Annotated in this window: 16 protein-coding genes; all 16 read left to right on the plus strand. The window is 64.2% G+C overall.

Annotated features, from left to right (window positions below; genetic code table 11):
• Positions 1-155: 155 nt before the first annotated feature.
• The 16 genes from RBRH_RS04680 (at position 156) to hisD (ending at position 13,739) form a co-directional block, all read left to right on the plus strand.
• On the plus strand, positions 156-1,277 hold the full coding sequence (locus RBRH_RS04680; RefSeq protein ID WP_041753285.1) for an FAD-dependent oxidoreductase: 1,122 nt from the start codon (positions 156-158) through the stop codon (positions 1,275-1,277).
• A 10-nt stretch (positions 1,278-1,287) separates the two neighbouring features.
• The gene (thiS, locus tag RBRH_RS04685) at positions 1,288-1,485 is read left to right on the plus strand and encodes a sulfur carrier protein ThiS (RefSeq protein WP_013434845.1); all 198 of its coding nucleotides are present in this window, start codon (positions 1,288-1,290) and stop codon (positions 1,483-1,485) included.
• Positions 1,486-1,553: 68 nt separating this feature from the next.
• Positions 1,554-2,411 (plus strand): thiazole synthase, encoded by an 858-nt coding sequence (locus RBRH_RS04690; RefSeq protein ID WP_049786446.1) that lies wholly within the window; start codon positions 1,554-1,556, stop codon positions 2,409-2,411.
• Complete coding sequence (gene thiE, locus RBRH_RS17055; protein WP_013434847.1) at positions 2,408-3,532, plus strand: thiamine phosphate synthase; 1,125 nt, start codon at positions 2,408-2,410, stop codon at positions 3,530-3,532. Before RBRH_RS04690 ends, thiE begins: the two co-directional genes overlap by 4 nt.
• Positions 3,533-3,660: 128 nt before the next feature.
• On the plus strand, positions 3,661-4,506 hold the full coding sequence (locus RBRH_RS04700; protein ID WP_041753286.1) for an ABC transporter ATP-binding protein: 846 nt from the start codon (positions 3,661-3,663) through the stop codon (positions 4,504-4,506).
• Positions 4,507-4,509: 3 nt separating this feature from the next.
• Positions 4,510-5,277: a lipid asymmetry maintenance ABC transporter permease subunit MlaE gene (gene mlaE, locus RBRH_RS04705; protein WP_013434849.1), complete on the plus strand. Its 768-nt coding sequence runs from the start codon at positions 4,510-4,512 to the stop codon at positions 5,275-5,277.
• 86 nt (positions 5,278-5,363) lie between these two features.
• Positions 5,364-5,951 (plus strand): outer membrane lipid asymmetry maintenance protein MlaD, encoded by a 588-nt coding sequence (gene mlaD, locus RBRH_RS04710; RefSeq protein ID WP_049786447.1) that lies wholly within the window; start codon positions 5,364-5,366, stop codon positions 5,949-5,951.
• An 11-nt stretch (positions 5,952-5,962) separates the two neighbouring features.
• On the plus strand, positions 5,963-7,027 hold the full coding sequence (locus RBRH_RS04715) for an MlaA family lipoprotein (protein ID WP_013434851.1): 1,065 nt from the start codon (positions 5,963-5,965) through the stop codon (positions 7,025-7,027).
• Between the two features lie 99 nt (positions 7,028-7,126).
• Entirely contained in the window at positions 7,127-7,765 is a 639-nt protein-coding gene (locus tag RBRH_RS04720) for an MlaC/ttg2D family ABC transporter substrate-binding protein (protein ID WP_041753288.1), read from the plus strand.
• Positions 7,762-8,037: an STAS domain-containing protein gene (locus tag RBRH_RS04725; RefSeq protein ID WP_013434853.1), complete on the plus strand. Its 276-nt coding sequence runs from the start codon at positions 7,762-7,764 to the stop codon at positions 8,035-8,037. Before RBRH_RS04720 ends, RBRH_RS04725 begins: the two co-directional genes overlap by 4 nt.
• 179 nt (positions 8,038-8,216) lie before the next feature.
• Positions 8,217-9,143 carry an ABC transporter ATP-binding protein gene (locus RBRH_RS04730; protein WP_041754163.1) on the plus strand — a complete coding sequence of 309 codons (927 nt, stop codon included), beginning with the start codon at positions 8,217-8,219 and terminating at the stop codon, positions 9,141-9,143.
• The gene (locus RBRH_RS04735) at positions 9,140-9,895 is read left to right on the plus strand and encodes an ABC transporter permease (protein WP_013434855.1); all 756 of its coding nucleotides are present in this window, start codon (positions 9,140-9,142) and stop codon (positions 9,893-9,895) included. The genes RBRH_RS04730 and RBRH_RS04735 overlap by 4 nt, the downstream gene beginning before the upstream one ends.
• Positions 9,896-9,972: 77 nt before the next feature.
• Positions 9,973-10,212 carry a BolA family protein gene (locus tag RBRH_RS04740; RefSeq protein ID WP_013434856.1) on the plus strand — a complete coding sequence of 80 codons (240 nt, stop codon included), beginning with the start codon at positions 9,973-9,975 and terminating at the stop codon, positions 10,210-10,212.
• A 114-nt stretch (positions 10,213-10,326) separates the two neighbouring features.
• The gene (gene murA / locus RBRH_RS04745) at positions 10,327-11,643 is read left to right on the plus strand and encodes a UDP-N-acetylglucosamine 1-carboxyvinyltransferase (protein ID WP_049786363.1); all 1,317 of its coding nucleotides are present in this window, start codon (positions 10,327-10,329) and stop codon (positions 11,641-11,643) included.
• Positions 11,644-11,657: 14 nt separating this feature from the next.
• On the plus strand, positions 11,658-12,386 hold the full coding sequence (gene hisG, locus RBRH_RS04750; RefSeq protein ID WP_049786448.1) for an ATP phosphoribosyltransferase: 729 nt from the start codon (positions 11,658-11,660) through the stop codon (positions 12,384-12,386).
• Between the two features lie 30 nt (positions 12,387-12,416).
• The gene (gene hisD, locus RBRH_RS04755; protein ID WP_013434859.1) at positions 12,417-13,739 is read left to right on the plus strand and encodes a histidinol dehydrogenase; all 1,323 of its coding nucleotides are present in this window, start codon (positions 12,417-12,419) and stop codon (positions 13,737-13,739) included.
• The last annotated feature ends 16 nt before the right edge of the window (positions 13,740-13,755 follow it).

The following is a 13,755-nucleotide window of genomic DNA, read 5'->3' on the forward strand; positions in this document are numbered from 1 at the left end:
AGGGAACGGACGTGCCTGCCGGCGCGCCACTGTGGTCAGGTTCCCGCACGTGAATCTCGCCGGTTTCGTCCTTGTACCCCGATTCCCGTACATAGGATTCGATTGCCGTGCCCCAATCCGACCCCTCTTTAGAAACCGCGTGCCACGCCGCGCCGATGCCCGATGTCGCCGTCTTGGGCGGCGGCTTGTCCGGTCGTCTCATTGCGTGGCGGCTCGCGCGCGCGGGCCATCGCGTCGCGCTGTATGAGCAAGGCGAGTCGAGCGGACGCAGTGCGGCAGCGTGGGTCGCCGCAGCCATGCTCGCGCCGCTGGCCGAAGCTGCTAATGCCGAGCCGTTGCTGGTGGAGCTGGGCGCCGCGTCGCTCAAGCGCTGGGCCGAATGGCTGCCGCAGCTGCCACAACCGGTGTTCTTCCAGCGCAACGGCACGCTGATTGTCTGGCATGCGGCCGATCGCGCCGAATGGCCATTGTTTGAGCAGCGCGTGCGTGTGAACGCGCCCGTGACGATGCTGCACGATGGCATCGTCGCACTGCACGGCGCTCAGGTCACGCAAGCCGAGCCGGCGCTTGGTATGCGCTTTCACGATGCGCGCCTGCTGCCCGGCGAGGGGCAACTGGATAATCGGCAGTTGCTGGCGGCGCTGGGGGCCGCGCTCGACGAGTTGCATGTGGACACGCACTGGCATACCTGCGTGCGCGAGGATGCCCTGCCTGCTGCCGGTCTGGTGATCGATTGCCGTGGACTGGGCGCGAAGCAGGCATGGCCCGGTCTGCGCGGGCTGCGGGGCGAAGTCGCGCGGGTCCATGCGCCGGGCATTGGTCTGAGCCGGCCGGTGCGTCTGCTGCATCCGCGCTATCCGTTGTATATCGCGCCCAAGCAGGACGATCACTATGTGATCGGGGCCACCGAGATCGAAGGCGAGGACATGTCGCCGGTGAGCGTGCGCTCGGCGCTCGAGTTGTTGTCGGCGGCCTATTCGCTACATCCCGCCTTCGGCGAGGGCCGGATCCTCGAGCTGAACGCGCATTGCCGGCCCACACTGCCGGACCATCGCCCCGCGCTGTCGTGGGATGGCGCGTCGGTGCTGCGCGTCAATGGCCTGTACCGTCACGGCTATATGATTGCGCCTGAGGTGGCGCACGAAGCTGTGGCGCTCGCGCACGCGTTGCTCGAGGCGCAGGTGCGCGATCCGGACGGCTTCGACGCGTGGCGTGCCGCCTCGCGCTGGCCGATGCTTTACCGTGCGGCTGCGCTGCAGCCGTGCTCGACTGACTGACGCATGAACCATGGATATCCAAATCAACAACCAGCCTTTCTCGTTGCCCGATGATGCGTGCCTTGCTGACGCGCTGGCCTCGTATGGTGCAGTGCCGCCGTACGCGGTCGCAATCAACGGCGAATTCGTGCCGCGCACACAGCATCCTGCGCGCGCGCTCACGCAAGGTGACCGGATCGACGTCGTAAAGCCTGTGGCAGGCGGATGACGCATCGGCGGCATGCCACGCGAGCCGACAATCTGGCCCATGGGTCACTGAAACTGACGGAGACAATGATGCATTCCCATTCCACCGCCGATGCGCTGATTCTGTACGGACAACCCTTTACAAGCCGGCTGTTGCTCGGCACTTCGCGCTATCCGTCGCTGCATGCGCTCGAAGCCTCGCTCGTGGCCGCGCAGCCCGCAATGGTCACCGTCGCGCTGCGGCGCCAATTGGCCGCGCAGGGCGACGCCGACGTTGGGTTTTTTGACGCGCTGAAGTGTCGGGGTGCTGCGCTGTTGCCCAACACCGCTGGCTGCCATGCCGTGAAGGAGGCGGTGACGACCGCGCAGATGGCCCGCGAAGTGTTTGAAACTGACTGGATCAAGCTTGAGCTGATTGGAGACGACTACACGTTGCAGCCGGATCCGGTCGGTTTGATCGAGGCGGCCGACATCCTTGTGCGGGACGGCTTTAAGGTGCTGCCGTATTGCACGGAAGACCTCGTTGTCGCGCGGCGACTGCTCGACGTCGGCTGCGAGGCGTTGATGCCGTGGGGCGCTCCGATTGGCACCGGCAAGGGGGTGGTGAACCCGTATGGACTCAAGCTGCTGCGCGAGCGCCTGACGGACGTGCCGCTGATCGTCGACGCAGGGCTGGGTGTGCCGTCGCACGCGTGCCAGGTGATGGAGTGGGGGTTTGACGCCGTGCTGCTCAACACGGCGGTGTCGCAGGCGGCGCGGCCCGAGGCGATGGCGCGGGCATTCGCGAGTGCGGTCGAGGCGGGTCGCGAAGCGTACTTGGCTGGGCCGATGCCGGAGCGCGACAGCGCGCATGCGAGTACGCCGGTGGTCGGCATGCCATTCTGGCACCAGGACGACTATCGCGCGCCGGAGGGCGCCGCTGTCCCGCCCTCGAATGAGCGGGCATGAGCGGCGCCTTCCTGCGGGAGCGCGAGGTTTTTTATCCGCCTGCGGATGAACTGCTGGAGGCGGCCGAGCGGATCCGCGCACGGTTGGGTGATTGGCCGCGTGCCAGCCAGCCGGTGCGGATCTGTCTCGCGCCGCCGCCGCAGCCGGGGCCCGGTGACGTGATCGTAGTGACCGATGTGCAGCCGCATGCGGCCGATACCGCGCGCTGGGTGGCTGCCGGCGCCACGGTGCTGGACGCGTCGGCGCGTGCCATGCGGTTGCATCAGGGTGATGCGGTCCGCACGTTGGAGGCCGCGCCGTGCGACGATTGGATCGCGGCATTCGCCGCGTTCCTCGATTGTGGCTGCGCGCCGCACGATGCGTTGTGCCTTGCCCTGGCGTGGCGGCAGGGCGACGAGTATGCGCAGGATCCATGGCCGTGTGATGTGTCGCGCTTTCCGCGCGTGCTGGGGTTGCCTGATGCGCCGGTGCAGCCGTTCGCCGCGTGCCCGGCAGCGCTCGGTCTGTATCCGGTGGTGCCGACGGCCGACTGGATCGAGCGGCTGCTAGCGCTCGGCGTGCGTACTGTGCAACTGCGCCGCAAGGTTGACGGGGCGGGCGATGCGGCGGATCCGCGCGCGTTAGCCGTGCTGCGGGCCGACGTGCGCCGCGCCGTTGCGGCGGGGCGCCGCTATGACGACGCACGCGTATTCATCAACGACCACTGGCAACTGGCGCTGGACGAAGGCGCCTATGGCGTGCACCTGGGCCAGGAGGATTTGTCGCGCGCGGACATCGGTGCGCTGGCACACGCGGGGCTGCGGCTGGGTCTGTCCTCGCACGGATACTACGAGATCTTGGTGGCGCTGCACTTCAAGCCGAGCTATATCGCGCTGGGTGCGGTGTTTCCGACCACCACCAAGGCAATGCCCAGCGTGCCGCAAGGGCTTGCGCGACTCGCGCGCTACGTGCGATTGCTGGACGGCGTGGTGCCCTGCGTGGCAATCGGTGGCATCGACCTGCAGACGCTGGACGACGTGCTGGCCACCGGTGTGCGCGGTGCCGCGCTCGTGCGCGCGGTAACGCAGGCCCACGACGTCGAAAAAGCAATCTTTGCGTTGCAAAGAGGGTTTATCCGATAATGCGGGGCTTGCCTGCCATTGCCCTACGCCGCGAAGGTGGCGTGTAAGCGGTCTCGCGCACAGTCCACGTCGGGGTTTCAGGCGGCAGATCCGCTTTAGGCCCTATAATCCGCGTTCCGTGCCTTTTGATGACCGCCTACGTGCCGCCAACCGCCTCCGATATCCTGCTTGAGCTTCGCGATGTTGCTTTCGGCTACAGTGCTGAGCGGCTCGTGCTCCAGAACCTGAACATGCGTTTCAAGCGTGGACAGGTGGTTGCGATCATGGGCGGCTCCGGGTGCGGCAAGACGACAGTGTTGCGGCTCATCGGTGCGCTGGTGCGCGCCAACCGAGGCCAGGTACTGTTTCGCGGCGAGGACGTCGGTGCTATGGGCCCCCAGGCGGTCTACGCGGCGCGGCGCAGGATGGGCATGTTGTTCCAGTTCGGCGCGTTGTTTACCGACATGTCAGTGTTCGACAACGTCGCATTTCCGCTGCGCGAGCATACGGACTTGCCAGAGGCGCTGATCCGCGATCTCGTGCTGATGAAACTCAACGCGGTCGGCTTGCGCGGCGCACGCGACTTGGCGCCGTCCGAAGTCTCGGGCGGCATGGCGCGCCGGGTCGCGCTGGCTCGGGCGATCGCGCTTGACCCCGAGCTGATGATGTACGATGAGCCGTTCGCGGGACTTGATCCGATCTCACTGGGTATTACCGCGAACCTGATTCGCACCCTCAATACCGCGCTCGGCGCCACGTCGATCCTCGTGACACACGATGTGCCGGAGTCGTTTGCGATCGCGGACTACGTGTATTTCATTGCGAATGGACGGGTGCTCGCCGAGGGCACGCCCGCGCAGTTGCGCGCGTCGCAGGACCCGAGCGTGCGGCAGTTCATCGACGGCGCGCCTGACGGTCCCTTTCATTTTCACTATGCGAGCGCGTCGCTGGAGGCGGACTTCGGTCTCGGCGCCGTGCCGCGCGCAGGAGAGTAGCGCATGATTGCCACGGTCGGCCGCGCCGTTCTCGACGGCCTTTCACGAACAGGCTACGGCGCCCGTATGTTCGCGCGGCTTGCGTCGGAGTGCTTCCCATTGCTGCGGCGCCCGCGCACCGTCATCCAGCAGATCCACTTCCTGGGTAATTATTCACTCGTCATCATCGCTGTTTCGGGGTTGTTCGTCGGCTTCGTGCTGGGCTTGCAGGGCTACAACACGCTGAATCGCTACGGCTCCGAGCAGGCGCTCGGGCTGTTGGTCGCGCTGTCGCTGGTGCGCGAGCTTGGGCCAGTGGTCACTGCGCTGCTGTTTGCCGGACGCGCTGGCACGTCGCTGACCGCGGAGATCGGCCTGATGAAGGCGGGCGAGCAACTGACCGCGATGGAAATGATGGCGGTGGACCCGATCCGGGTCGTCGTTGCACCGCGATTCTGGGCTGGCGTAATCGCGATGCCGATCCTGGCGGCGATCTTCAGCGCGGTCGGCATCGTCGGCGGGTATGTCGTCGGTGTGGTATTGATCGGCGTGGACCCTGGCGCGTTTTGGTCCCAAATGCAATCGGGCGTCGACCTGCGACAGGATATCGGCAACGGTGTGATCAAGAGCATCGTGTTCGGCTTCGCGGTAACCTTCGTCGCGCTGTTCCAAGGCTATGAAGCCAAGCCGACCCCCGAAGGGGTGTCGCGCGCGACGACCAAGACGGTCGTGTTCGCATCGCTGGCGGTACTTGGGCTGGACTTTTTGCTGACCGCGCTGATGTTCAATTGATAGATGGGCCCGGCGCCATGGCGCGCCGGCACGACTGCGTGCGCGATCCCCGCGTAGCACGCAGCGGTAATAGCTATTCCGATGGGATGACGATGAAGAAAAACGCTCTGGACTTCTGGGTCGGCTTGTTCGTGGTGCTCGGTTTTGTTGCGCTGCTGTTCCTGGCGCTCAAGGCTGGCAATATGAGTTCGCTGTCGTTTCAATCCACCTACTCGGTGAAGATGAAGTTCGACAACATCGGTGGACTGAAGCCGCGCGCGGCGGTCAAGAGCGCCGGCGTGATGGTAGGCCGCGTGCAGAGCATTGAGTTCGATACGCAGACTTACCAGGCACTGGTCACAATCGACGTATTTAAGCCGTACACGTTCCCGAAGGACTCGTCGGCCAAGATTCTCACCTCGGGTCTACTTGGCGAGCAGTACATCGGCCTGGATCCGGGGGGCGACGAACAGCTGCTCAAGGATGGCGACACGCTTACGATGACGCAGTCCGCGATCGTACTGGAAAACCTGATCGGCCAATTCCTGTACAGCAAGGCGGCGGATGCCGGGGCAGGCAAGCCGGCCGTACCTGCCACACCCGCCCCGGCGGCCCCGGCGGCGCCCGGGCCCGCCGGGGCCAGCCCTGACGCATCTCAAACCCAAGTCGCGCCGGCAAGCGCGACGGCAAACTGAGGGGAGGCAGCATGACAACGATGCGAGCCACCGTCGTGGTCGCGGCTGCTGTGATGGCGCTGGGCGGTTGCGCGGCGGTGAAGACACCGTCGAAGCAAGACCCGCTGGAAGGATTTAACCGGACGATGTTCGAATTCAATGACACGCTGGACCGCGTGGCGATGAAGCCGGTGGCGCGCGCTTATAACTGGGCGTTGCCTCAATTCGTCCGCGATCGTGTGTCGAGTTTCTTCTCAAACATCGGCGATGTGTATATCGCCGCCAACAATTTGTTGCAAGGCAAGATCACCGCAGGCACGGAAGACATCATGCGCGTGGCGATCAATAGCACGTTCGGGCTGGGTGGGCTGTTCGACTTTGCTAGTCAGGCTAGGCTGCCGAAACACCAATCGGACTTCGGTGTCACGTTGGGCCACTATGGCGTGCCGCCGGGCCCGTACCTCGTGCTGCCACTGCTCGGGCCCAGCACCGTGCGCGACGCGGCAGGCTTGCTGGTCGATTGGCAGGGCGACCTGACTGCCTACATGCGTCCGATCTGGCTGCGCACGACGCTCTATGGTGTGCGCATCGTTAGCACGCGCGCGGCGTTGCTCGGTGCGACCGACCTGCTGTCCAATGCGGCGCTTGACAAGTACTCGTTCGTGCGCAACGCCCATTTGCAACGGCGTCAGTACCTGATTTCGGATGGCAATCCGCCGCCGCCCGCGTACGATGATGAATCGGACGCCGACACCGGCCCGAGCGACGATGGCGCACCGACGCCTGGCGCAGAAGGTGCGCCGGCTGCCGGCGCGACCGGCGGTGCTGCTGGAGCTACTGGAGCTGCTGGAGCCGACCTTGCCCACCCCGCGGCGACGCGACCGCCGGCACCGGCCGCCGCATCACAGCCCGACGCGGTGCAGGGAGCATCGGCCCCACAACGGCAGGAGCCGACCGGCGCGACCGGGCCGGATGCTGCAGCGGCGCAATCGGCATCGGCTGGTGCCGCGCAACCGGCATCGGAGACGCACGTGCCAAGCCAGCAGATGATTCCACCCGGCCGTCCCTATAGCATTCCGAATCTTCGGTTTAGGTGAGCATGCTTCGCGGCGAATGAAACTCGAACTGCGCAATTCGCTCCAATATTTGACGATCGTTGACCATAGCGAAAAGAAATAATCGATAGGACTGAGTTGATGAAAAAATTTTTACTGATCCCCGTCGTTGCCACGTTGCTGTCGTGCAGTACCGGTTCGTTTGCCGAAGCGCCGGCCATTGATATGGGCACACCGGATGGGCTGGTGAAATCGGTGACGACCGACGTGCTGAGCATCGTGCGCGCCGACTCGTCGATCAAAGCCGGCGACATCGAGCGGATCACGCAGGTCGTCAACCAGAAGATCCTGCCGTACACCGACTTCGCGAGGACGACGCGTCTGGTCATGGGACGGCACTGGCGCACCGCGACGCCGCAACAGCAGCAACAAATCGTCGAGCAATTCAAGATGCTGCTGATCCGGACCTATTCCGGTGCCCTGTCGCAGGTCGGCAATCAGGAAATCCGGTATCAGCCGCTGCGCGCGGCGCCGACTGATACCGACGTCGTTGTACGCTCGACGGTGATCAACAATGGCCAGCCGATCGAGCTCGATTATCGGATGGAGAAGACCGCGTATGGCTGGCGGGTCTATGATTTGAATGTCGCCGGTGCGTGGCTCGTGCAGACATACCAGCAACAGTTCAATGAGCAGATCCAGCAACATGGGATTGATGGCTTGATCACCTACCTATCGCAGAAGAATACGCCGGCCGCTGCGGCCAAGAGCCCATCGTGACGACCTTCGAAACGGGCCAGGCCCTGACGTTCGCGACGGCGAACGCCGTGCTCAAGGCTGGCCTGAACCATATCGCCGGCGGCGCGACCGCCGTAGATTGCGCCCGCCTGCAGCAATTCGATTCGTCGGCGTTGGCGGTATTGCTGGCGTGGCAACGCGAGGCTCGCGCGCGTCGCGCCGCGTCGTTCTCGATCTTGAACCTGCCCGACGGATTGGCTAGCTTGGCCCAGGCCTACGGCGTCCAGGCGCTGGTTTCGTCCGGCCGACATTGATGCTGTCACGTCGCTTCAGGTGACGGTGTGGACCATGTGGCCGATCGGTCCCCTCGCGGCGACCCGCCGATTTCGCCTATAATCAACCGTTTTTTAGGCCGTCGATAGGCCATTGCCCGCCCGCGAAGCATGCACAGGTGGGCCCGCAAACCCTGCCGGCGCTGTCGCGCCGCACACTCATGCCAGCCATAGAAATTCACAACGTCAAGAAGCGCTATCGCGATTTGCATGCGCTCAAAGGCGTGTCGTTCACCGTCGAGGAGGGCGAGTTCTTCGGATTGCTCGGTCCCAACGGCGCAGGCAAGACGACGCTGATTAGCATTCTTGCGGGTCTGGCGCGCGCGGACGAGGGAACGATCGCAGTGCGAGGTCACGATGTTGTGACGGACTTCAGGCGCGCACGGCGCGCGCTTGGCGTGGTGCCCCAAGAGTTGGTGTTCGACCCCTTTTTTACCGTACGTGAATGCCTTCGCATCCAGTCCGGCTATTTCGGTTTAGCCCGCAACGACGATTGGATCGACGAAGTGATGGCCAATTTGGACCTGACCGAGAAAGCGGACGTCAACATGCGCGCGTTATCCGGTGGAATGAAGCGGCGCGTGCTGGTCGCGCAGGCGCTTGTGCATCGGCCGCCGGTGATCGTGCTGGACGAGCCGACCGCGGGCGTGGACGTGGAATTGCGCCAGACACTGTGGAAATTCATCTCGCGGCTTAACCGCGAGGGGCATACGATCGTGTTGACCACGCACTACCTGGAAGAGGCCGAGTCGCTGTGCGACCGCATCGCCATGCTTCGTCGCGGCGAGATGGTTGCGCTCGAGCGCACCGGTGCGTTGCTGCAGCGCTTCAGTGGACTACAGTTGTTCGTGCGAGTGAGCGCAGGCAGGGTGCCGGCGCAGATCAGGGCTCTGGAGATCGGCACGCCCGATCCGGCAGATCGGCAGCACCTGCTGCGGCTGGACTCGTATGACGACGTGGAGCCGATTCTTGCGCAATGCCGTGCGGCCGGCTGCCGGTTTGACGAGATCGACGTGCGCAAGGCCGACCTGGAAGACGTGTTCGTGCAGATCATGAATGCGCCCCAGGCCGTGGAGGGGCTGGCATGATCGGCTTCAGGACGCTGTTCTACAAGGAAGTGCTGCGGTTCTGGAAGGTGGCCTTCCAGACCGTGCTGGCCCCAGTGATGACCGCGCTGTTGTATTTGACCATCTTTGGGCACGCGTTGCGGGGGCATGTTCAGGTCTATCCTGGCGTTGAGTACACGAGCTTCCTCATTCCGGGACTGGTCATGATGAGCGTGTTGCAAAATGCGTTTGCGAACAGTTCGTCGTCGTTGATCCAGTCCAAAATCACCGGCAATCTGGTGTTCGTCCTGTTGCCGCCGCTGTCGCACTGGGAGATGTTCTGCGCCTACGTGCTGGCCTCGGTCGTGCGTGGCCTGACTGTCGGGCTGGGGGTATTCGTCGTGACGATTGCGTTCATCCCGGTGTCGTTCTGCGCGCCGCTGTATATCGTCGCGTTCGCCGTGTTTGGTGCGGCGATTCTCGGCACGCTGGGCCTGATCGCCGGGATCTGGGCCGAGAAGTTCGACCAACTGGCGGCATTTCAGAATTTTCTAATCATGCCATTGACGTTCCTGTCGGGCGTGTTTTATTCAACGCATACCTTGCCGGACCTATGGCGGCACGTATCGCACCTGAATCCGTTCTTCTACATGATTGACGGATTTCGCTTCGGCTTCTTCGGTGCATCCGACGTGGCGCCGCTTGTAAGTCTGGCAGTGGTGGGTGGTTTTTTCGTCGCCGTCGCGGCATTGGCGGTACGCTTGCTGGCAAGCGGGTATAAGCTGCGCCATTGAGCATGGGAATCGGTCGAGGCGTCGCGCCTGGCGTGCGTCGCGACCCACAATTGAGAGAATACTGAGAGGGATTTGCGATGTTGCCGACCCCGGAACAAGTCAAGGGATATATTGAAGCAGGCTTGCCGTGCGAGCGCGTTGACATCGAAGGCGACGGCCAGCACTTCTTCGCGACGATCGTCAGCTCGGCATTCGAGGGCAAGCAAAGGATTGCACGGCACCAGCTCGTCTATGCGGCGCTGGGCGAGCGCATGCGCGAGGAGATTCACGCGTTGAGCATGAAGACGTTGACACCGGCCGAATGGCAAAACCGATGAACCGGGATTCGAGTGCGGATTAAACGAGATAACCTGGGCGTGACGAACGACGCCCCAGTGGCCCAGGCGGTTCACGCGTCGCGCCCGCCGGCCACACAAAGCGGAAGCGAATCAATGGATAAATTGCTGATCGACGGTGGGGTCCGCCTCAGTGGCGAGATCACGGTGTCCGGTGCCAAGAACGCGACGTTGCCGATCTTGTGCGCAAGCCTGTTGAGCGCGGAGCCGGTTCAGTTGGAGAACGTGCCGAACCTGCAGGACGTGCGTACCATGTTGAAGTTGCTTGGCCAGATGGGGGTGCGCTCGGAGGTGAATGGCAACACCGTGACGCTGGACGCGTCGCAGGTCGACAAGCCGGTGGCGCCATACGAGTTGGTCAAGACGATGCGTGCGTCGATTCTCGTGCTCGGACCTCTAGTGGCGCGCTTCGGTCATGCACAAGTGTCGCTGCCTGGCGGATGCGCGATCGGCGCGCGTCCAGTCGATCAGCATATCAAGGGATTGACCGCGATGGGCGCGCAGATCTCGATCGAGCACGGCTTCATCGATGCGCGGGCAAGCCGCTTGAAGGGCGCGCACGTGATCACTGACATGATTACCGTGACTGGCACGGAGAATCTGCTGATGGCGGCGGTGCTTGCGGACGGGGAAACCGTGCTGGAAAACGCGGCGCGCGAACCGGAGGTCACCGACTTGGCGAACCTGCTTGTCGCGATGGGCGCGAGAATCGACGGGATCGGTACGGACCGGCTCGTGGTACACGGTGTGCCGCGTCTGCACGGCGCGCGCCACGCGGTGATCCCAGACCGCATCGAGGCCGGCACGTTCCTGTGTGCGGCCGCCGCCACAGGTGGCGACGTCACGCTGCGCGGCGTCACCCCGCTGATCCTGGAGGCGGTCATCGATAAGTTGCGCGAGGCGGGCGCGCAAGTGTCGGCCGGCGATGACTGGATCCGCCTGCGCATGCCAGGCCGTGCGCGTGCGGTATCGTTTCGCACCTCCGAGTATCCGGCGTTTCCGACCGACATGCAGGCGCAGTTCATGGCGCTGAACGCGATAGCGACCGGGACGTCACAAGTGGTGGAGACGATTTTCGAGAATCGCTTCATGCATGTGCAGGAGCTGAACCGGCTTGGTGCGAACATCACGATCGACGGTAATACGGCGCTGGTGACCGGCGTGGACAAGCTGTCTGGCGCGAAAGTGATGGCCACGGATCTGCGCGCGTCGGCCAGCCTTGTCATTGCCGCGCTGGTGGCCGACGGGCAGACGCTGATCGATCGGATTTATCATCTCGATCGTGGCTACGACCGCATGGAGATCAAGCTGGGCGCGCTGGGCGCGAATGTCAGCCGTGTCAGCGCGACTGCACCGATCAATACGGACGATGCCACGCAGAAGGACGGCTTGGCCCACGGAGCGGCTGCATGAGCACGCCGGCCAGCATGCCGGGCGCGTTGGCACCGGCAGTCGGGCCGGGCGTGCCGTTGACGTTGGCGCTGTCCAAGGGCCGTATCTTCGAGGAGACGCTGCCGCTGCTGGCGGCGGCCGGGATCACGGTGACCGAGGATCCGGAGTCGTCGCGCAAGTTGATTTTGCCCACCACGGATCCGGGCTTGCGCGTGATCATTGTACGGGCGACCGACGTGCCGACCTACGTCGAGTACGGCGCAGCCGACTTCGGCGTGGCCGGCAAGGACGTGTTGCTCGAGCATGGCGGCGACGGACTGTACCAGCCGATCGACTTGAACATTGCCCGTTGCAGGTTGTCGGTCGCGGTGCCGCAGGGTTTTGACTACGCGAATGCGGTGCGGCAAGGGGCCCGACTGCGGGTGGCCACGAAGTACGTGAGCAGTGCGCGTGAGCATTTTGCGGCCAAGGGCGTGCACGTGGACCTGATCAAGCTGTATGGTTCGATGGAATTGGCGCCGCTGGTGGGCCTGGCGGATGCGATCGTCGACTTGGTCAGCTCCGGCGGCACGCTGCGTGCGAACAACTTGGTCGAGGTCGAGCAGATCATGGAGATCTCGTCGCGGCTGGTGGTCAACCAGGCTGCGCTCAAACTCAAGCGTACCCAACTCAAGCCCATTCTCGAAGCGTTCGAGCGCGCCAGCAAGAGTGGGGCGCAAGCCGTGGCTGAGCACCGCGCAGATACCGGGGCGCCCGGCGTGTGATGCCCGCATCACGAGACACAAGGAACTCGTATGGCGATCAAGATCCGCAAACTCGACTCCTCCGATGCTAGTTTCAAGCCGGCGTTGGCGGCCGTGCTCGCATTCGAGGCGAGCGAAGACGAAGCGATCGAGCGCTCGGTCGCGCAGATCTTAGCTGACGTCAAATTACGCGGCGATGCCGCTGTGCTGGAATACACGAAGCGTTTTGACCGGCTGGACGTGGACAGCGTTGCGTCCCTGGAATTGCCAGCTGCCCGGCTGCAGGTGGCACTGGACGCGCTGGAGCCCAAATGCCGGGCAGCGTTGGAGGCGGCGGCGGCGCGCGTGCACGCGTATCACGACAAGCAGAAGATCGAATGCGGCAGCCACAGCTGGCAGTACACCGAGGCGGATGGTACGGTGCTCGGCCAAAAGGTCACGCCGCTGGACCGCGTCGGCTTGTACGTGCCCGGCGGCAAGGCAGCCTACCCGTCATCGGTGCTGATGAATGCGATTCCGGCGCGCGTGGCTGGCGTGCGCGAAATCGTGATGGTGGTGCCGACGCCGGACGGCATGGCCAATGACCTTGTGCTGGCTGCCGCGCTACTTGGCGGCGTGGACCGGGTGTTGACCATCGGGGGCGCCCAGGCCATCGGCGCACTCGCCTACGGTACGGACACGATCCCGGCCGTGGACAAGATCTGCGGACCGGGCAATGCCTACGTTGCCGCCGCCAAGCGACGGGTGTTCGGCACGGTCGGCATCGACATGATCGCGGGTCCGTCGGAGATTCTGGTGTTGTGCGATGGCACCACCGACCCGCGTTGGGTCGCGATGGATTTATTTTCGCAGGCCGAGCACGATGAACTCGCGCAGTCGATCCTGTTGTGTCCGGACGCCGTGTTCATCCGGCGCGTCGAGGAGGCGATCGACCAGTTGATCGGGACGCTGCCGCGGCGCGACGTGGTCACCCGTTCGCTGCAGGATCGCGGCGCGTTGATCAAGGTCCGAGACATGGCCGAGGCATGCGCAATCGCCAACGACATCGCGCCGGAGCACCTGGAGGTGTCGGCGCTCGAGCCGCATCAATGGGTGCAGCACATTCGCCATGCTGGCGCGATCTTCCTAGGCCGCTACACGAGCGAGAGCCTCGGCGACTATTGTGCGGGTCCGAACCACGTGCTGCCGACTTCCCGGACCGCGCGTTTCTCGTCGCCGTTGGGCGTGTATGACTTTCTGAAGCGCTCGAGCGTGATTGAGGTGAGCGCCGAAGGGGCGCAGACGCTCGGTGAAATTGCCGCGGAACTCGCGTATGGCGAGGGCCTGCAGGCGCACGCGCGCAGCGCCGAGTATCGGATGAAGGCCGGCGGCTGACCGCACGGGCGGGCAG

Source organism: Mycetohabitans rhizoxinica HKI 454 (genome assembly GCF_000198775.1).
Lineage (GTDB): Bacteria > Pseudomonadota > Gammaproteobacteria > Burkholderiales > Burkholderiaceae > Mycetohabitans > Mycetohabitans rhizoxinica.

Excerpts from the sequence above, each read along its gene's own strand:
- RBRH_RS04680 (WP_041753285.1), top strand. The coding sequence starts at position 156 with ATGCCCGATGTCGCCGTCTTGGGCGGCGGCTTGTCCGGTCGTCTCATT.
- thiS (WP_013434845.1), top strand. The coding sequence starts at position 1,288 with ATGGATATCCAAATCAACAACCAGCCTTTCTCGTTGCCCGATGATGCG.
- RBRH_RS04690 (WP_049786446.1), top strand. The coding sequence starts at position 1,554 with ATGCATTCCCATTCCACCGCCGATGCGCTGATTCTGTACGGACAACCC.
- thiE (WP_013434847.1), top strand. The coding sequence starts at position 2,408 with ATGAGCGGCGCCTTCCTGCGGGAGCGCGAGGTTTTTTATCCGCCTGCG.
- RBRH_RS04700 (WP_041753286.1), top strand. The coding sequence starts at position 3,661 with ATGACCGCCTACGTGCCGCCAACCGCCTCCGATATCCTGCTTGAGCTT.
- mlaE (WP_013434849.1), top strand. The coding sequence starts at position 4,510 with ATGATTGCCACGGTCGGCCGCGCCGTTCTCGACGGCCTTTCACGAACA.
- mlaD (WP_049786447.1), top strand. The coding sequence starts at position 5,364 with ATGACGATGAAGAAAAACGCTCTGGACTTCTGGGTCGGCTTGTTCGTG.
- RBRH_RS04715 (WP_013434851.1), top strand. The coding sequence starts at position 5,963 with ATGACAACGATGCGAGCCACCGTCGTGGTCGCGGCTGCTGTGATGGCG.
- RBRH_RS04720 (WP_041753288.1), top strand. The coding sequence starts at position 7,127 with ATGAAAAAATTTTTACTGATCCCCGTCGTTGCCACGTTGCTGTCGTGC.
- RBRH_RS04730 (WP_041754163.1), top strand. The coding sequence starts at position 8,217 with ATGCCAGCCATAGAAATTCACAACGTCAAGAAGCGCTATCGCGATTTG.
- RBRH_RS04735 (WP_013434855.1), top strand. The coding sequence starts at position 9,140 with ATGATCGGCTTCAGGACGCTGTTCTACAAGGAAGTGCTGCGGTTCTGG.
- RBRH_RS04740 (WP_013434856.1), top strand. The coding sequence starts at position 9,973 with ATGTTGCCGACCCCGGAACAAGTCAAGGGATATATTGAAGCAGGCTTG.
- murA (WP_049786363.1), top strand. The coding sequence starts at position 10,327 with ATGGATAAATTGCTGATCGACGGTGGGGTCCGCCTCAGTGGCGAGATC.
- hisG (WP_049786448.1), top strand. The coding sequence starts at position 11,658 with ATGCCGGGCGCGTTGGCACCGGCAGTCGGGCCGGGCGTGCCGTTGACG.
- hisD (WP_013434859.1), top strand. The coding sequence starts at position 12,417 with ATGGCGATCAAGATCCGCAAACTCGACTCCTCCGATGCTAGTTTCAAG.